This is a genomic window from Parabacteroides provencensis (assembly GCF_900232875.1).
Classification (GTDB): Bacteria; Bacteroidota; Bacteroidia; order Bacteroidales; family Tannerellaceae; genus Parabacteroides; species Parabacteroides chinchillae.
This window is the reverse complement of the sequence record NZ_LT960488.1, coordinates 1,511,584-1,531,236: the sequence shown is the minus strand read 5'-3', so window position 1 is coordinate 1,531,236 and position 19,653 is coordinate 1,511,584. Positions and strand designations below refer to the sequence as shown.

The following is a 19,653-nucleotide window of genomic DNA, read 5'->3' as shown; positions in this document are numbered from 1 at the left end:
AAACCACAGTGCAAAAGTATGGCTTTTTCAATAAGTATCAATAGTTAAAATGCTAAATTGTGTTGTAAAACAGATAATAAATTGTAATTATGTTCGGATTTTTATTACTTATCCTCGTTTTAGGCTAATTACCTTTATATTCTGCTATTTCCCGGCATTGGATGTCTTCTGCCGATTTGGCAAACATAAATTCAAACAGTCCCGGTTCCGTAACATATTGCATGCGGGCATTCCATAAACCCAGTTCCTGATAAGGTATTGTGAATGAGATTCGTTTGCTTTCTGCCGGCTTTAATTCTATTTTCCGGAAACGTATTAACGACATGACTGGAGTTGTTGTACTGCTTACCAGGTCGTTTACATAAAGTTGTACTACCTCTTTCCCTGTTAACTGACCCGTATTTTTGACGCTAACAGAGACTTCTATGCTTTCTTTACCAAATGCCTTCTTTGAGATTTGCATATCCGAATATGCGAAAGAGGTGTAAGATAATCCGTAACCAAATGGGAATAGCGGGGTGGGAGAAGAGAATACATAATCTCTGCCCGGCTTCTCTTTTGTGCCCGGTTTGCGGTTAATACCTTTGCCGGAAGGTTTATAATCGTAACTGACCGGAATATGTCCAACTGATTGGGGTATCGTTACATTTAGCCGGCCCGAAGGGTTCACTTTACCGAATAGTATGTTGGCGATGGCGGCACCGCCTCTTTCGCCCGGGTACCAGGCTTCCAGTATAGCCGGTATGTTTTCCTTCTCCCACGAAATACTCCAAGGGCGTCCGTGTACTAATACGAGGATGACTGGTTTTCCCGTTTCTTTTAGTGCTTGTATTAATTCACGCTGTACACCTAACGGATTGATGTCAGTCAGGTCATACCCTTCGCCGCAGGTGAAAGGATCGCCTGCTTCTTGTTCTCCGGGCCCTTTTCCCCAACCTATACCGGAAAGAATCACACTGGTTCCTCCCAGGACAACTACTACGGCATCACCTTTTTGAGCTGTCTCTACTGCCTCGGCGAAGCCTTCCTTGCTTAGTCCTGATATGTCGCAGCCTTTGGCATAGTGTACTTGCATACGGTCTCCAACCAATTGCTTGATACCTTCCAGCACAGTTACACCGGATTTGTTGTCACGGGTATACGAATAGTCGCCATATTGTACCTGATTGGCATTGGGGCCTATCACGGCAATACTTTTCAGCTTATCGGGATTCAACGGAAGCAGGTTGTTGTCATTCTGTAAGAGGATAATAGATTCTTCGGCAATCCTCTGCGCCAGTTCGACGTGGGCAGGCAGATGAACTCTTTTCTTCAGGTTGGCTATGTCGGGGTAAGGTTTTTCAAAAAGCCCGGCTTTAAACTTGACGGTCAGTATGCGCCGAACCGATTGGTTTATTAGTTCTTCCGATACTTTGCCTTCCTGTACCAAACGCACTAGTTCTGCATAATTCTCCGGCCGGGCTGCTTCGAGGTCTACTCCTGCGGTTATGGCTTGTTGTGCTGCCTCTGCTTTATCTTTGGCTGTTTTATGGAAATAATGTAGCATGGATATGCCTCCGTAATCGGAGAATACATAGCCCTGGAAGTTCCATTCATTACGCAATATTTGAGTCAGTAGAAAATGATTTGCGTGGGCTGGTATGCCATCTACCTCATTATAAGATGGCATAACGGAATAAATGTTTGCCTTTTGCACTACTTTCTGGAAAGGAGGTAGGTGTAACGATCTCATTTCGCGTTCTCCCAGTGAAGAGGGAGCAAGGTTGATCCCTGCAATCGGTTGGCTATATCCTGCAAAATGCTTGGCTGTGCACATCAGTTTGTTTTCAGGAATGGCTTTAAGTGTTTGTTCGGGTTTGCCTTGCATTCCTGTAACGAAAGCTGATCCCATCTCGCCTACCAGATACGGATCTTCTGCATAACATTCTTCATTTCGTCCGTAACGCGGATCTTTGATAAGATCGAATAACGGAGATAATGTCTGATCTACTCCTGAAGCCGAAGCTTCGTAGGCTATTACGGAAGCCATTTCTTCTATCAATGAAGGACTCCATGTGCTTCCCTGCGCAATGGCTTGTGGAAATATGGTGGCTCCGTAGGCCAGTTGTCCGTGCAGGCATTCGCCTATTTGAATGGGAGGAATACCTAATCGGGTATTTTCGCGGGCATGTTTTTTTGCTTTGGCTGATAGTTCTGCAATTTGTTTTATGTCGATAAAAGGACTTTCGCATACGCCATATACGGATTTTGACTTGGGGAAGTCGGCAAGGCTAGTCATCGACAATTGTTCCACCTTTTCTTCCAGCGTCATTCGTTGAAGCAAATCTTCCACACGGTCTTTTATCGAAGCTTTCGGGTCTTTATATAATTGTGGATAGGCTGTATAGACAAATGCACTGGCCAAAAGAATAAACACATATTTTCCGTTCATAAGTAAATAGTATAGATTGTAAGATAAATATTGACTTTGCAAATGTATATAATAATGTACTATATTTCATTTACAACTTAAATGCTTTTTGTAAAAAGCATTTTCAATATCCGGTTGCAGCAAAAATCGGTTACCTATTCCTCTGTCAGCCAAGCTACCTTTTGGACCGAAGTGTGAGGTTGGCTGATGATGTCTGCATATAATTCAGGGCGGCGTGCGTTGAGGTAACGATGCCCTCCGGCTTGTGTTAGTTTTTCGGGGATAAGGGTGGCTGTTACGTAGTCGTCTCCCAGTTTCCGGCATTCGGCCAGAATATCACCAAACGGATCTAGTATCATAGAGCAGCCATTTTTTATTTCATTATAATCTTTTCCTATCGGGTTGGAAAAGACTACATAGACGGCATTGTCGTATGCCCGGGCCGGGAGCCATTTCATTAGCCAGGAACGACCTTTCAGCCCATCAAATTCCTGACGCAAGGTGGTAGGATCGGCATCGCGCTTTTCCCACAAAGCAGGATCAACCAAGCCGGCTCCCGGACGTGGAGAAAGTGTACACATGGTTACATGGGGCATGAAGATAATGTCTGCTCCTAACAATTTTGTAGCGCGGACATTTTCAATAATATTGTTATCGTAACAGATCAGAATACCGCATTTCCATCCTTTTATATCGAATACCACATATCGATCGCCCGGAAGAATATGAGGATTGATAAATGGATGGAGTTTTCGGTATTTTGCTTTCAGTCCATTCCCATCTACACATATTTGTGCTTTGTAGATATTGTCGTTACTGTCTTTTTCGAAGAATCCGGCCAGCAGGGTGATATTAAATTCCTTTGCTATGCTGATTAATGTTTGCGTACTTTTGCCCGAAGGGATTGGCTCTGCAATGGCTAAAAGTTCTTCTCTTGACAACTCTTTTGCAAATGTGTATCCGCAAACGGAACATTCATGGAATGCTACAACCTGGGCACCTTCGCCAGATGCTTTACTACATATTTCCCGGATTACCGAAAGATTATAGGCTTTGTCGTTGTCACGTGTTTCAAACTGGGCAGTTGCTATTTTTAGTGGTTCCATGTTGTGATAGGTTTTATGTGGTATTATTGTGGTTTGAAAAAATAAAGGACTGCATAATGTCATTATTTTGTATGACACCTGCAGCCCTTTGTATTATAAATCCGAATATAACGGATATTAGTCTTTCAACTTAGCCCAAATGAATTCGCGGTTCATGCGGGCGATATTGCTGACGGAGATGTTCTTCGGACATTCCATTTCGCAGGCACGAGTGTTTGTACAGTTACCGAAGCCCAGTTCGTCCATCTTGGCTACCATAGCTTTTGCACGGCGTGAAGCTTCGATTTTGCCTTGAGGTAATAAAGCCAACTGGCTAACCTTGGCAGAAACGAACAACATAGCTGAACCGTTTTTGCAAGCAGCGGCACAAGCACCGCAACCGATACAAGCGGCGGCATCCATAGCCATTTCTGCATCATCACGAGGAATAGCAATTGAATTGGCATCAGGTACACCGCCTGTGTTTACTGAAACGAAACCACCTGCCTGAATGATTTTATCGTAAGCGTAACGATCTACCATCAAGTCGCGGATGATCGGGAATCCGGCAGAACGCCAAGGTTCGATCGTGATTGTCTCTCCATCGTGGAAACGACGCATATAAAGCTGGCAGGTCGTTGCTCCTGTAGCCGGACCATGTGCGTGGCCGTTTACATAAAGAGAACACATACCGCAGATACCTTCACGGCAGTCATGATCGAATACAATCGGTTCTTTCCCCTCGTTGATCAACTGTTCGTTCAGAATATCCAACATTTCCAGGAAAGAAGTACCCTGGTTAATGTTTTTCAGCTGATAGGTTTCGAATTGTCCTTTTTCCTTCGGACCTCTCTGGCGCCAAACTTTAACTGAAATATTTATATCTTTATCCATGATTCTAATTTTTGTAATTGGTTGATTACTTCTTGTAGTTACGTGTCTGAGGTACTACGAATTCATAATTCAGATCTTCTTTCAACATAACAGGATCTTTGTCTTCACCCTGGTATTCCCAGCAAGATACGTACATGAATTTATCGTCGTGACGAAGAGCTTCGCCTTCTTCAGTCTGATGCTCTGTACGGAAGTGTCCGCCACAAGACTCTGCACGGTCTAATGCATCGTGAGCCATCAATGTACCGATTTCGATGAAGTCGGCCAGACGAAGTGCTTTTTCGAGTTCAACGTTCAGGTCATCACCTTTACCCGGAATATGTACGTTTGTCCAGAATTCTTTCTTCAGGTCTTTCAACATTTGGATAGCTTCTTCCAAACCTTTGGCATCACGGGCCATACCGATGTGCTCCCACATGATGTGTCCCAGCTTTTTATGGATAGAATCAACAGACTCTTTACCCTGGATGCCCATCAGTTTTGCAATACGTGCGTTGATAGCCTTTTCTGCTTCTGCAAATTCAGGCAGGTCTGTACTGAAACGCGGAACCTGAATCTGGTCTGACAGATAGTTCTGGATAGTATAAGGCAATACGAAGTAACCGTCGGCCAAACCTTGCATCAAGGCTGATGCTCCCAAACGGTTTGCACCGTGGTCTGAGAAGTTTGCTTCACCGATAGCGAACAAGCCCGGAACGGAAGTCATCAATTCATAGTCTACCCACAAACCACCCATTGAATAGTGCAATGCAGGATAAATCATCATTGGTGTTTCGTATGGATCGTCATCGGTAATTTCTTCGTACATATCGAACAGGTTGCCGTATTTAGCTTTCACTACTTCCTTGCCCAAACGGTTGATAGCGTCGGAGAAATCAAGGAATACAGCCAAACCTGTATTGTTTACACCGAAACCTGCATCGCAACGTTCTTTAGCTGCACGTGAAGCCACGTCACGCGGAACCAGGTTGCCGAATGCCGGATAACGGCGTTCCAGATAGTAATCGCGGTCTGCTTCCGGAATATCTTTACCTTTCTTTGTTCCGGCCTGCAATGCTTTTGCATCTTCCAGTTTTTTTGGAACCCAGATACGTCCGTCGTTACGAAGAGATTCAGACATCAAAGTCAGTTTTGACTGATAATCGCCGTGTACAGGAACACAAGTCGGGTGAATCTGCACCATACATGGGTTTGCAAAATAAGCACCTTTCTTATAGCACTGCCATGCAGCCGAACCGTTGGATGCCATTGCATTAGTAGACAGGAAGAAGGTGTTTACATAGCCACCTGTTGCAACAACTACTGCGTGGGCAGCAAAACGTTCAACCTTACCGGTAATCAGGTTACGGGCGATGATACCACGGGCGCGGCCATCAATTTTAACAACGTCCAGCATTTCGTGGCGTGTGTACATCTTTACTTTACCTAATCCGATCTGACGGCTTAATGCAGAATAAGCACCCAGCAACAATTGCTGTCCGGTTTGACCGCGGGCATAGAATGTACGTGATACCTGGGCACCACCGAATGAACGGTTATCCAACAGGCCGCCGTATTCGCGGGCGAAAGGAACACCCTGTGCTACACACTGGTCTATAATACTGTTAGATACTTCAGCCAAACGGTATACGTTGGCTTCGCGTGCACGATAGTCGCCACCTTTGATTGTATCGTAAAACAGACGGTAAACAGAGTCGCCGTCATTCTGATAATTTTTTGCAGCATTGATACCTCCCTGCGCGGCAATAGAGTGTGCACGGCGAGGTGAGTCCTGGATACAGAAGTTCAATACGTTGAATCCCATTTCAGCCAGTGATGCGGCAGCAGAAGCACCAGCCAGACCTGTACCAACAACGATTACATCCAGACGACGTTTGTTTGCGGGGTTCACCAATTTCTGGTGAGCTTTATAATTACTCCACTTCTCAGCCAACGGGCCTTGAGGTATTTTAGAATTTATTTCAGTCATAATAATTTATTTTCAATGATTGATTATTAATTGTCAGCTTATGCAGAAAACCGGTTCCTTAGCAACCGCCAACACCATTCAGATAGAAAATAATAGTGATAATTGCAAAGATAGCACAAACTACGGTTGCAAAGATTTTAGAGATACATTCCCAACGGCTCATCCAGATAGTGTTGTTCCAACCCAATGTGTGGATTGCACTCCAGAAACCATGAGTCAGGTGGAACCACAAAGCTACATACCATATCAGATATAACACGGTAATAAGGATGTTGCCTTTGAAATAATAATTAATAAAAGTGGCGCCGCTCTGGGGAGAAGCTACCGTACCATCGCCCAGCATAACTTCATGGTGTCCCATTAATTCGGCAAACATCATGTTGTACCAGAACTGAGTGAAGTGTAATACCAGGAACAGAATTACAATAATACCCAGCACAAGCATGTTCTGAGAAGCCCATTCAACGCCTTTCGGACGGGCATTGATAGCGTAACTGTCGTTTCCGCGAGCCTTACGGTTCTGCAATGTCAGAATGAATGCGTAAATGATGTGGATAATGAAGCCTGCAGCCAACACCATTGTAGCAGCTACGGCATACCAGTTTGCTCCCAGAAATGCACAGATCGCGTCGTAAGCTGCCCCGGAGAATACAGCTGCCACGTTCATGGACATATGGAACAATAAAAACAGAATAAGGAAGATGCCTGATATACTCATTATCAGTTTCTTCCCGATAGAAGAATTAAGTAACCACATAAGATAATAATTTAAGTTATTTAATTGTGTTTAGAAGTTTCAACCTTAAACTATGTAATTATCACGCAAAGGTATGCTAAATCCGCATATCAAGCAATAAGAATAAGGAAATATTTCTGTAATGAAAAATTTCTGACGTTGCCGGTTCTAAATGGCCTGGTGATGAAATCTGTTTTTGTGACGGACAAGTTTTGAGTTGATAACTATCAGCCAAGCGGCCGACAATTGTCAACCGTATGGCCGATAATTATCAACCGCTTGGCTGATAGTTATCAACTAAACTTTTCATCTTGTTATTCAGGGCAAACGCATTAGGATTTTTTCTTTCTTTCCTGTGTTTTTTGTACTTTTTTCTACCTTTGCTTTGTATCTCTAACTTATATTCTTTATGACTCCTTCTTCTGATTACTCTTTATTATTATCTTTTGCTCGTGATGTTGAAGACTTCCGTACAGGTAATCGTCTATACTACCCTTCCTGTAGCATTATTTTCATGGCTTTTGTTGGTATCCTTTGTGGAGGTAAAGACTGGGATGATATCGTTGAAATCGCTGAATCTAGTGAAGATTTGCTCTCTGAGTACTTAGGTTCTTGTTTTGTTGGTGTGCCTTCCCATGATACTTTTAGTCGCTTATTCTCTTTGGTTAATCCCTCGAGTTTGGAACAATCTTTTCGCAAGACTATGTCAGCCCTTCAATCTCAATTACGCGGCGATTTGGATCATTCTCAGGCTAGTAAAGATAAAGAAATAGTAGCCTTTGATGGCAAATATGCTGCCTCTGTAACCGATGTTTCTGGTTTGAATGTAGTTACTGCTTATGCTACCGGAACCGGATTGTGTTTAGGACAGGAGGTGGCAGATAAAAAGATAAACGAGCCCGAGCAACTTCGCAAATTAGTTACAGACCTTTATTTGGCAAGTACTATTATTACTGCGGACGCTCTACATTGTCAAAAAGAGTCTATCAAAGCTATTACAGCAGCTAAAGCTGATTATCTGATTATTGTGAAAGCCAATCAAGAGAAATTATATGAAGGTATATTAGAAGGGATTCGAGTAGAAAACAACCGTGATAAAGCTAAATGGATAGATCATGCCGAAGAAATAACCCGAGGACATGGGAGAGAAGAAGTCCGTATTTGTCATTCCTGTTCTCATTAGGGATGGATACCTGAGTGTGGAAAAGAATGGGAAGGAATCAAAAGCTTTGGTACAATTACTTCCCAAAGAACGATACTGTCTACAGGAGAAACGACCACAGAAACAAGATGTTTCATATCTTCCTTGGAGAAAGATGCACCCATGCAATTGAATATCATACGAAATCACTGGAAAATAGAGAACAATTTGCATTGGCAACTAGATGTATCTTTTAATGAAGATGAGACCAAAATGAAAAAGAACCAAGTGTTAAACCTGGCTATATTAAGAAAAATGGCAATGCCGGTACTGAAAGCCTTTACATACAAAAAAGGAGCATCCTTGAAAAAGAAAATGTTAGCAGCAGCATTAAAGCCCAATATAAAGAAAGAGATAATGAAAAAGGCAATGGTACTATATCAAAAATCCTAATGCGTTTGCCCTGGCCGGGAAAAAGCGATGTTGGCCGGTGTGATTAAGATAATCCTGCGCAAGAATTGCATAAACAGAAAATACAGGATTGAACTTTTTTAATTATGTTTGTGAGCGTAATTGGAATAAGAAATGAAGACGCTTGTACATACAGAGAAAGAACAGATAGAATTTATAATCAGCAAATGTGATGTTTGCTACGTAGGCCTGGCCGATACGGACGGAACGCCTTATGTTTTGCCGATGAATTTTGGCTATCGCGATGGTGTTGTTTATCTGCATTCTGCACAGGAAGGGCGCAGTATTTCTATTCTGGAAAGAAACCCGAAAGTTTGTATCACCTTCAGCACTGATCATGCACTGGTGTTTCAGCATCCCGAAGTGGCGTGTAGCTACCGAATGCGTTCCAAAAGCGTAATCTGTTGGGGCAAGGTGGCTTACGAAGAAAATTTTGACCGGAAAGTGGAAGCGTTGGATATTATAATGAAACAATATTCAGATAAGACTTTCAAGTATAGTGATCCGGCCGTTGTGAATGTTAAGATATGGAAGGTGGAAATGGACGAAGTGACCTGCAAGGAGTTTGGAGCACCGCATAAGAAGTAAACTATAAAAATAGAGATAATAATGAAGAAGAATTTTTTACTTTTTTTTATGATCTTGCTTGCCTTTACGGCTTGTGAAGGTCCGGCTGGCCCTCCGGGGCAGGATGGTTCTGGTATGTACTGGTTTGTAGATACATATACAATACGTGAGAAAGATTGGAAGATGTATTCTGATCCTGATGGACGTAATCCGTATTATATGTGTGAAGTTCCGATAAAGGAGCTTACAAACGATCTTTATGTGGACGGAAATGTATTTGCTTATCTGATCCAGAATCCGGGACAAAATAATGAAGTGCAAACCCCATTACCATATACATTACCTTTGGAAAATACAGAGGATGCAAGATGGTCTGAAATTATTAACTTCGATTTTATGCCGGGGTCAATTGCTTTCTATGTAACATATAGTGATTTTGCAGTTAATGTACCGCCGGGGGAATTGCAATTTAGGGTAGTGTTGAATTATTGAATTGAAAAATAAGTTATCTTTGCCAAGCATAAAGAATATTCTGAGAAACAATGAATTTGCAGGAGCATAGCAAAGTACTGGGTGACACGGTGGATAAACTATCGGATGAGGCATCGTACAAGCAATTGTTTCATGCTTACCGGGATGAAGAAGCGCTTCCTTCGGCTGAGGTTTTGAAGGAAATCGTGGATTTGTGCCGGTCTGTTTTATTTCCCGGATATTATGGAAATGCACGTATTAATAAACAAACCATTCGTTTTCATACGGGTGTGAATGTGGAAACACTTCACGCTTTACTTTCGCGCCAAATCTATGCCGGACTTTGTTTCGCAGATGCTTCTTGTGCTACTTGTCCGGAGGAAAAAGTGTTTCGGATTGCGGAAAAGCATTCTGAAGAATTTATTTCTAATCTTCCTGAAATACGGGCTGTTTTGGCAACAGACATAGAAGCTACTTTTAATGGTGATCCTGCTGCGCAAAATCCGGGTGAAGTTATATTTTGTTATCCCGGTTTTAGGGCAATAGTCAATTATCGTATTGCTCATCAGCTTTACAAACAGAATGTTCCTTATATTCCACGAATCATTGCAGAGATGGCTCATTCTGAGACAGGAATAGATATCCATCCCGGAGCACGGATCGGTCATCATTTTTCAATAGACCATGGAACAGGTACAGTGATTGGCGAGACAAGTGTGATAGGGAACTTTGTTCGTATATTTCAGGGTGTCAGTCTGGCAGGAGAAAAGTTGCCACCGGATGAGAATGGCAATGCAATACGAGGTGTGGCACGCCATCCGGTATTGGAAGATCATGTTACTATTTATTCGAATGCAACATTAATTGGCAAGATACGAATTGGCAAGGGCGCTACAATATGCGGTAACGTATGGATATCGGAAGATGTTCCGGCCGGAGCGATAGTGCAGCAGATCGTTGGTTAATGGCTGTTGATTTGGATGGATGAATTTAAAAACAATATAAACAATCAAAATGCAGATTTATGAATCTGTTTTCAACTTTCAATTGAAATGAACGAGACATTTGAAATGGTGGCCAAAACCCTTTATGGGTTAGAAGATATTTTGGCCGGTGAGTTATTAGCCTTGGGTGCCAACGATTTGCAAATAGGTCGTCGTATGGTTTCTTTTACAGGAGATAAAGAGTTGCTTTATAAGGCAAACTTTTGTTGTCGTACGGCACTTCGTATCCTAAAACCGATCTATCACTTCAAAGCCAAAGATGCAGATACCGTATATAATGAAGTAAAGAAAGTAGAATGGGAAAAATATTTGTCGTTAGACAAGACGTTTGCAATAGATTCTGTGATTTATTCCGAAGATTTTAACCATTCTAAATTTGTTGCATATCGTACGAAGGACGCTATTGTCGATTATTTTATGGAAAAGATGCAGAAGCGTCCTTCTGTTCGTGTGAATAATCCTGATTTATATATTAATATTCATATCTCGCATAATGATTGTACACTCTCTATTGATAGCTCGGGCGAAAGTTTGCATAAACGCGGTTATCGTGTGGATCAAACAGAAGCTCCGCTGAATGAAGTGCTTGCTGCCGGTATGATTATGAAAACAGGTTGGAAAGGAGAATCTAATTTTGTTGATCCGATGTGTGGATCGGGTACGCTACTGATAGAGGCTGCGATGATTGCTCTTAATATTGCACCGGGTATTCATCGTAAGGAATTTGCTTTTGAGAAATGGATCGATTTTGACCAGGAGTTATTTGATCGTATTTATAATGATGAAAGTAAAGAGAGGGAATTCACGTTTAAGTGTTACGGTTCCGATATTTCGCAAGCAGCTATAGATATTGCTTTGGAAAATATCCGGAGTGCGGGATTAGTAAAATATATTGATCTGAAAGTAGTGCCTTTACAACAATATAATGAAGCACCACAGCCTGGTATACTGGTTATGAACCCTCCTTATGGAGAACGTATTTCGTCTCGTGACCTACTGGGATTATACAATATGATAGGTGAACGTTTGAAGCATGTATTTACAGGTTATCAGGCATGGATCTTGAGCTATAAAGACGAATGTTTTGATAAGATAGGACTTCGTCCGAGTGAAAAGATGAAGTTGATGAATGGCTCATTGGAATGTGAATATCGTTGCTATGAAATGTTTGATGGAAAGAATAAAGACTATAAGAAAGCTTTGAATGAAGGAAAAGATAAAGATCGTTCCGACCGCTCTCCCGTAGTGAAGCGTTCTGATGGCTCGAAAACGGTTAAAAATACAAATTTCCGTACTGCACGCATGGATCGTCCGGATCGTCGTTTTGCAGCAGCTCATGGTGAGAATGATGAAGAACGTTCTAATTTTATCCCGGGTAAAAAGGTTGGAAAAATGCGTTATCGTGATGAAGGTCGGCGTCGTGATGATAAACGTTCATTTAAAAAACCTTTTAGAAGGGGAGGAAAGAATGATTTCGGTGATTAAAAGAATAAGACTGGTCTGTCTGCTGATCGTTTCTGTATCTATGTCGCTTATAGCTCAAAATAAAGATACTCTTACCTTACATGATCTGATTCCGGGAGGAAAGACGTATAATCGTTTTGTTCCCCGAAACCTGGAACAGTTGCAGTGGTGTGGTGATATGTATATATATGCCAAAGGTGATAGTTTGCTGGGAACTGTTCCTGGTGATACAGAAAAGGTAGTGCTTACACGTGAGCAGTTGAATAACGCCTTGATTGCAGCAGGTTTGCAAACAACAGGAAATTTACCCGTGTTATCTTTGCCTTATGCCGGAGAGCCAGTTGTTTCTTTTGAAAGTAAAGGACATCGGATTTGTTATAACTTTAAAGAGAATAAAATAGTTGCCGACTATCGTTTGCCTAAGGATGGAGCGAATTATGACTTTTGTCCGGCTAATGGTTATCTTGCTTTTACGGAAGGAAATAATCTTCGTATCCTTTCTCCCGATAATGAAGTAAGTGTTGTTACACGTGAAACACAGGACGGAGTTGTTTGTGGTAAGTCGGTACATCAGAATGAATTCGGTATTGTGAAAGGGACATTTTGGTCTCCTAAAGGTTCTGCACTGGCTTTTTACCGGATGGACGAAAGTATGGTTACCGATTATCCTTTTGTTAATATTGATGCCCGTTGTGCAGTGGCTGAACCGCATAAATATCCGATGGCAGGTATGAAAAGCCATGAGGTAACAGTGGGCGTTTATAATTTGTCTACAGGAAATACAGTATGGCTTAAGACGGGGTTACCCAAAGAAAAATATCTTACAAATATAGCCTGGAGTCCGGATGAAAAGAGTATTTATATTGCCGAATTGAATCGTGATCAAAACGATATGCAATTAGTCCGCTATTCGGCTCTGACCGGAGAAAAAGAAGCTGAGTTATTTACGGAAAAGGATGAACGTTATGTTGATCCTTTGCATCCGGTTCTTTTCTTGCCAAATGATCCGGACAAGTTTATTTGGCAAAGTGAGCGAGACGGATATAACCATCTTTACTTATACGACACCACTGGCAAACAACTAAAACAACTGACTTCTGGTGAATGGGTGGTTTTGGATATACTTGGTTTCGATCAAAAAGGAGAAAATATCTTTATTTCCGCAACAGCTCCGCACCCGTTAAGTTCTTTCAGTTACGGGACCCCGATGGAGGTATATGCTTGGAAAGTAAATCTGAAGAATAGCAAACGGACCTGTCTGAATATAAAGAAAGGTGTGCATAACGTATCTGTCAGCCTTTCCGGTTTGTATGCAATAGATCGTAATTCTTCCCCGTCTGTTCCCCGTGATATAGATGTTATCAGGACGAAGGACGGACAATCTGTTAAAACGTTGTTGTCAGCAAAGAATCCGTATGAAGGATATACAATGCCGGAGATTGAAACAGGTATAATTAAAGCTGATGACGGGATTACGGATTTGAATTATCGGTTAGTAAAACCGTTAGGTCTTGATGGAACAAAGAAATATCCTACTATTATATATGTATATGGTGGTCCGCGTACACAATTGGTGAAAGGAGAATGGATGAATGGTGTGCGTGGTTGGGATATATATATGGCACAACGTGGATATGTGGTTTTTACATTGGATAGCCGGGGTTCTGCTAATCGTGGACATGCATTTGAAAGTGTGATCCATCGTAATTTAGGAGTGAATGAAATGGCAGATCAAATGAAAGGCGTGGATTTCCTGAAAAGTCTGTCTTACGTAGATTCTGACCGTATTGGTGTGCATGGCTGGAGCTATGGTGGTTTTATGACGACAAACCTGATCCTGACATATCCGGACGTATTTAAAGTAGCAGTAGCAGGTGGTCCGGTGATCGATTGGAGCAATTACGAAATTATGTACGGTGAACGCTATATGGATCGTCCGCAGGATAATCCGGAAGGATATAAGAATGCCAATCTAAAACTGAAAGCAGGAAATCTGAAAGGGCATTTGTTGCTGATACATGGTGATATTGATCCGGTAGTTGTCTGGCAGCATAGTTTAGGTTTCCTGAAGGCATGTGTGGATGCAGATACTTATCCTGATTATTTTGTTTATCCGCGCCATGTTCATAATGTAACCGGAAAAGACCGTCCGCATCTTTATGAGAAAATCACGCGGTATTTCGACGACTATCTGAAGAAATAGTCTGCAACTGCTCCCTGATAATCGTACAACCTATTATATACATACAGATATGAAAAAAACAGGATTGGTATTATTATCAGGGTGCATTTGCATACAACTATCCGCCCAGCCACCCGGAAAAAACTGGAGCTTCAATGACACGGTATCGACTGCAAGTATCGTTAGAAACATTAGGTATGTAGAAGGCATAGAAGGTAAAGCCGCTCTATTCAACGGATACACCAGCGATTGGATAGAAAAGGGTACGGAGCTGAACCCAACTTCCCTTTTTATTGAAGCATGGGTCGCCCCGCAAGAGTACTCCTTCAACCAGTCGGCCATTATCGATCAGGAAAAAGATTTTAACAAAGGATTCTTTCTGGGGATCAACCAAGACGGGAAACTGACCGGTGCTCTGTCCGTAAACGGCAACTGGCTAAGCTGCATGGCTGATCAGCCCTTGCCACAAGCCCGGTGGTCGCATGTAGCAATGGCTTTCGACGAATCCTCGGGGATCCGTTTGTTCATCAACGGCAAATGTATCCAGTTGCTTGCCGCTAAGGGAAAGGTCGATTATGCTTCCGATCTCCCGCTTATGATCGGAAAAACACAAACCAAACAAACTCCCACTTACACAGAAGGCCCCACTAGCAAAGGAGAAAAAACATGGATGCGTTTCAACGGACTCATTGACGAACTCCGTATTTCCGACCAAAACCCTTCGGAAAAAGACCTGGCAGCCCAAGTAAGAAAGACTGGCAAAGTGGGTATGCAGGCATTACCTATGCCGCAAATGCCTTCAGCAAATATCCAGGAAGGCCCCTTTGGAGCCTATTATACCCGTTTACGTTATACCGAAGGCTGGGAGTCCCTATGGAAAACAGGCGATTATCCGGATATAGTGATTCGCTTCCCTGATATACCGATCAAGTATATCTTTTGGAGAGGTACAGGATACATCCCGGCAATTGTGAGCGAAAACAATATTTGGATGACAGATCAGAGCCTGGAAGACTACGGCGACGGACAATGCTTTGAAGCTATGGGCGACAAACAATGCCGCTACTCGCATGTGCGCATTCTGGAATCTACCCCTGCCCGTTGTGTCATACACTGGCGATATGCATTGGCCGGTATCCATAACCAGATCATGCATGAAGATGAAACCGGCTGGGGCGACTGGACAGACGAATACTGGACTATTTATCCGGATGGCGTAGGTATCAGACAACAAATACTCCACTCCGATTATTTTGATACAGATACATACCAGTTCCAGGAAACTATCCTGTTTAACCAACCCGGCACCAAACCACAGGACAATTTGGAGATGGAAGCCATCCAGTTTGCCGACATGGACGGGCAAACCGCCGTCTACTCGTGGGCGAACGGGGCTCCCGGGAGCTTCCCTTCCCCATGTCATCAACCTATCCAACTTATTAATATAAAAGCCCGGTACAAACCATTCTCTATTTTTCAGCCCGAACGGATCACCAAGCCGTTTAACTTCGGATGGGTGGAAGGCTATTCAACGTTCCCCTGCTGGAACCATTGGCCTGTCTCGCAGATCAAAAGCGACGGGCGCAACGCAAGCAGTTCCGACAAACCTTCCCATACTTCACTGACCCAGATCAGTGGAAAAGAACAATTGGTAGAACGGGGAGAGAACAATACCGTCATCGCTCGGCAAATGGTAGGAATGACCACTGACTCGATCCTCTCTCTCCTGCCACTGGCCCGTTCTTGGAATTATCCTCCTTCGATCCGAGTGGTAGAGGGAGACTTTATCAGCAAAGGATACGATGTTTACCAACGGGCTTACCTGCTGGAAAGAAAGAGCGTACAACCGGATGGCTCACCGCTTCGTCTGGTAATCGAAGCATCGCAAAGCTCTCCAGTGAATAATCTGATACTGGTTATCAATAACAGGAAACAACAGGAGCCAGAGATTACCCTCGACGCTGATGTACTAGCAAAAGGAAAAGATTACCAATACGGATATATACCAACCCTGACCGGAGACAAATTAATCCTGTGGATACCGCTGAAACGGACAGTAACAACCGACCTTATTATCCGGTAACAGAGGGTATTCAAAATAGATTTTGTACATTTGCCCCAATTTATTAAAGCTAAGAAAGGATATATGAACATTTTATTATTGGGCTCCGGCGGCCGCGAACATGCAATAGCCTGGAAGATTGCACAAAGTCCGAAAACGGATAAGTTATATATTGCTCCCGGTAATGCCGGTACAGCTTCTGTTGGTACGAATGTAAATATGAAAGCCGATGACTTCTCTGCTATTAAAGAATTTGTTTTGGCAAATGATATTCATATGGTTGTTGTTGGCCCGGAAGATCCTCTGGTAAAAGGTGTATACGATTTCTTTAAAAAAGATTCTGCCTTGGCTACTATTCCTGTGATCGGACCAAGTAAAGAAGGTGCCCAGTTGGAGGGAAGCAAAGACTTTGCCAAATCTTTTATGATGCGCCATCATATCCCGACAGCTCGCTATAAAAGTATTTCTGCTGAAAATCTGCAGGAAGGATATACATTCCTTGAATCGTTGTCTGCTCCTTATGTCTTAAAAGCTGATGGTTTGGCAGCAGGAAAAGGGGTTTTGATTATCGATAGTCTGGATGAAGCAAAGAAAGAGTTGGGCGATATGCTGGGCGGTATGTTTGGTGATGCCAGTAAGACTGTCGTTATTGAAGAGTTTTTAGATGGGATAGAATGTTCTGTTTTTGTAATGACAGATGGTAACGGCTATAAAATCCTGCCGGTCGCTAAAGATTATAAGCGTATAGGAGAAGGCAATACGGGTTTGAATACGGGTGGTATGGGAGCTGTTTCCCCGGTTCCTTTTGCAGATGAAGTATTTATGGCAAAGGTGGACGAACGTATTATCCGTCCTACTATCGAAGGGCTGAAGGCTGAAAAGATCGATTATAAAGGTTTTATCTTTTTAGGGCTTATCAACGTAAAGAACGAACCGATGGTAATAGAATATAATTGCCGTATGGGTGATCCTGAGACAGAAGTAGTAATGCTTCGCATTCAGAGCGATCTGGTTGATTTGTTGGAAGGCATTGCCGAAGGAAATTTAGCAAAGCGCACATTAGTACACGACCCTCGTGCGGCCGTGACTGTGATGCTTGTCAGCGGGGGCTATCCTGAAACTTATGAAAAGGATAAAGTTATTTCCGGACTGGATAAAGTATCGTCGGAAAATATAATTTTCCATGCCGGCACAAAAGCTTCCGGAGAACAGATTCTGACAAACGGAGGCCGTGTTATTGCAGTTAGTTCGTATGGTAAAGATAAAGCGGATGCTTTGAACAGGTCGTTTGCAGGTGCAAAAGCCATAAACTTCGAAAAGAAATATTTCCGGAGTGATATCGGTTTTGACTTATAGAATTGGCGGAAGTTCTGTATACTGTATAAATGAGAGGAACGTCACAATATCGTAAATATACAATTGCTACTCCAACTGCCTATTTATATGCATTTATTGCATGTATAGTCAGTTGGATAGTGAGCTATGTTTATTCAATAGGCTATCCTGTATATGGCGAGGTAGCTGCTCCTCCTCTCTGGAATGCTATTTGCCAGCTTTTGCCTAATAAGGCATTTACCTATGTAATCGGTATGGCGTTAATGATTGGGGGTGCGTTTCTTTTACATAGAGCTAATTATGCTCTTATGCTTATCAGGGAAAAGACGTTGCTCCCGTTTCTTTTTTTTATTTTGCTTATTAGTACAAATCCGGACTTTTTTCCTCTTAAATCTACTTCTTTAGGAGTCTTTTGCCTGATTTTTGCTGTTTATCAATTGTTCACATCTTATCATGATCCGGAATCAATGGGTAAAGCATACAATGCCGCTCTGTTAATCGGAGTAGGTAGTCTGCTTTGGATACATATATTATGGTTTCTGCCATTATTCTGGTATGGGATGTATCGGTTTCGTTCGTTGAATGTCCGTACGTTTATGGCATCCTTTTTAGGAGTTAGTACTGTTTATTGGTTTGTTTTGGGATGGTGTGTCTGGCAAAAAGATTTTTCACCATTTATTATTCCTTTTACTTCATTGTTTAAAATACATTTCTTGCAGATAAAAGGAACTTTTATAGATTGGATAGGCCTTATCTATGTGGCATTGATAACAATTATTGCTTCCATTAACATCCTAGCGCATGAGTATGAAGATAATTTACGTACGCGGCAGTTTTTGTCTTTTGTTATTGTTTTGGCTATCTGGTCATTTGTCTTGTTTTTTATATATGAACAATCATCTGAAGAATATTTGGAAATGGCCTGTGTTCCTTCTTCTATATTAATGGCGCATTTCTTTACTGTAGTACATAACAAATATATATTCTGGTTGTTTCATTTTACAGTATTGCTGTTTATTGCACTTTTATTTATCCGCTTATGGAATTTCTTATAGAATATGGATATATCGGCGTATTTGTAGCTTCGTTTTTAGCTGCAACTATATTGCCTTTTAGCAGTGAGGTTGTTCTGACAGGAGTATTGCTTGCCGGAGCCGCATATTGGCCTTGTATGGTTGCTGCTACTTTAGGAAATTTCCTGGGAGGTATGAGCTGCTATTGGCTGGGTATGCTCGGTAAGGTAGAGTGGATTGAAAAGTATTTGAAGTTGGATCCCGCGAAACTTGAAAAAGTGCAAAATTGGATAAAAGATAAAGGCTCTTGGATGGGGTTTTTTGTTTTCCTTCCTGGGATAGGAGACTTTATTGCAGTAGCTTTAGGATTTCTTCGGGCAAATATATGGATTGTTGCTATCTCCATGTTTTTAGGAAAAGCCATTCGTTATTGGGTATGGATGGAATTTGTATATAAAGTGCAAGATATGTTGTAAATCAAGTGTTGACTTTTCTTTGTGGAATTTTTGAAAAAATAAAACTTCCTTTTTAGTCTACAAAATTATAATTTATTCTTTTCAACAGGTACGAACTGGTCTATGTTGTATAACATTGTAAATTAATCATACCAGTTCGTATCAGTTTGAAACATTATTATCTATATTTGCAAAGTTCTAAACGAATAAAAGATTTGCTGTGGATAAACCATAATTCATGATAATGAATAGGACGCTGTAGAACAAATGATATTTATGTATGCTTCATCTGAAATGAGATAAATATAAACTTATAATTTGTTAGCCTATGGAGTAAGGAAGTGACAAAATTTGAATCAAAGAGAATAGTCATACTACTTAATTTAAAATCAGT

15 protein-coding genes and 1 pseudogene are annotated in these 19,653 nt (G+C 41.9%); 11 read left to right on the top strand and 5 right to left on the bottom strand.

Going from position 1 to position 19,653, the window contains the following annotated elements:
- Window positions 1-124: 124 nt before the first annotated feature.
- From CTY47_RS06700 to CTY47_RS06680, 5 genes are all read right to left on the bottom strand, one after another.
- Entirely contained in the window at window positions 125-2,431 is a 2,307-nt protein-coding gene (locus CTY47_RS06700) for a glycoside hydrolase family 3 N-terminal domain-containing protein (RefSeq protein ID WP_099463984.1), read from the bottom strand.
- A gap of 134 nt (window positions 2,432-2,565) precedes the next feature.
- Window positions 2,566-3,516, bottom strand: a complete 951-nt coding sequence (locus tag CTY47_RS06695) for a nitrilase family protein (RefSeq protein ID WP_099463983.1) — start codon at window positions 3,514-3,516, stop codon at window positions 2,566-2,568.
- A 117-nt stretch (window positions 3,517-3,633) separates the two neighbouring features.
- The gene (locus tag CTY47_RS06690) at window positions 3,634-4,389 is read right to left on the bottom strand and encodes a succinate dehydrogenase/fumarate reductase iron-sulfur subunit (protein WP_099463982.1); all 756 of its coding nucleotides are present in this window, start codon (window positions 4,387-4,389) and stop codon (window positions 3,634-3,636) included.
- Between the two features lie 25 nt (window positions 4,390-4,414).
- Window positions 4,415-6,358 (bottom strand): fumarate reductase/succinate dehydrogenase flavoprotein subunit, encoded by a 1,944-nt coding sequence (locus CTY47_RS06685; protein ID WP_099463981.1) that lies wholly within the window; start codon window positions 6,356-6,358, stop codon window positions 4,415-4,417.
- Window positions 6,359-6,416: 58 nt separating this feature from the next.
- Window positions 6,417-7,115, bottom strand: coding sequence for a succinate dehydrogenase cytochrome b subunit (locus CTY47_RS06680; protein WP_099463980.1), 699 nt, complete (start codon window positions 7,113-7,115; stop codon window positions 6,417-6,419).
- 388 nt (window positions 7,116-7,503) lie between these two features.
- On the opposite strand from CTY47_RS06680, the pseudogene CTY47_RS06675 reads away from it, so the two are divergent.
- The 11 genes and pseudogenes from CTY47_RS06675 to CTY47_RS06625 all read left to right on the top strand — a co-directional run.
- Window positions 7,504-8,508 (top strand): annotated as a pseudogene (locus tag CTY47_RS06675) (ISAs1 family transposase); the annotation flags it as partial.
- Entirely contained in the window at window positions 8,509-8,688 is a 180-nt protein-coding gene (locus tag CTY47_RS17290; RefSeq protein WP_233202118.1) for a hypothetical protein, read from the top strand. It abuts the pseudogene before it with no gap.
- Between the two features lie 132 nt (window positions 8,689-8,820).
- Window positions 8,821-9,294 carry a pyridoxamine 5'-phosphate oxidase family protein gene (locus CTY47_RS06665; protein ID WP_099463978.1) on the top strand — a complete coding sequence of 158 codons (474 nt, stop codon included), beginning with the start codon at window positions 8,821-8,823 and terminating at the stop codon, window positions 9,292-9,294.
- Between the two features lie 21 nt (window positions 9,295-9,315).
- Window positions 9,316-9,765, top strand: coding sequence for a hypothetical protein (locus tag CTY47_RS06660; RefSeq protein ID WP_103982799.1), 450 nt, complete (start codon window positions 9,316-9,318; stop codon window positions 9,763-9,765).
- 50 nt (window positions 9,766-9,815) lie between these two features.
- Window positions 9,816-10,709, top strand: coding sequence for a serine acetyltransferase (locus CTY47_RS06655; RefSeq protein ID WP_099463976.1), 894 nt, complete (start codon window positions 9,816-9,818; stop codon window positions 10,707-10,709).
- 87 nt (window positions 10,710-10,796) lie between these two features.
- Window positions 10,797-12,233, top strand: coding sequence for a THUMP domain-containing class I SAM-dependent RNA methyltransferase (locus tag CTY47_RS06650; RefSeq protein ID WP_099463975.1), 1,437 nt, complete (start codon window positions 10,797-10,799; stop codon window positions 12,231-12,233).
- 40 nt (window positions 12,234-12,273) lie between these two features.
- Complete coding sequence (locus CTY47_RS06645; protein WP_394340709.1) at window positions 12,274-14,415, top strand: S9 family peptidase; 2,142 nt, start codon at window positions 12,274-12,276, stop codon at window positions 14,413-14,415.
- 49 nt (window positions 14,416-14,464) lie between these two features.
- Entirely contained in the window at window positions 14,465-16,477 is a 2,013-nt protein-coding gene (locus tag CTY47_RS06640) for a LamG domain-containing protein (RefSeq protein WP_099463973.1), read from the top strand.
- 63 nt (window positions 16,478-16,540) lie between these two features.
- Window positions 16,541-17,812 (top strand): phosphoribosylamine--glycine ligase, encoded by a 1,272-nt coding sequence (gene purD / locus CTY47_RS06635; protein ID WP_099463972.1) that lies wholly within the window; start codon window positions 16,541-16,543, stop codon window positions 17,810-17,812.
- Window positions 17,813-17,841: 29 nt separating this feature from the next.
- A complete protein-coding gene (locus tag CTY47_RS06630; RefSeq protein WP_099463971.1) occupies window positions 17,842-18,846 on the top strand; it encodes a hypothetical protein in 1,005 nt (334 codons plus the stop codon).
- Window positions 18,831-19,280, top strand: coding sequence for a YqaA family protein (locus tag CTY47_RS06625; RefSeq protein WP_099463970.1), 450 nt, complete (start codon window positions 18,831-18,833; stop codon window positions 19,278-19,280). Before CTY47_RS06630 ends, CTY47_RS06625 begins: the two co-directional genes overlap by 16 nt.
- Window positions 19,281-19,653 lie beyond the last annotated feature (373 nt).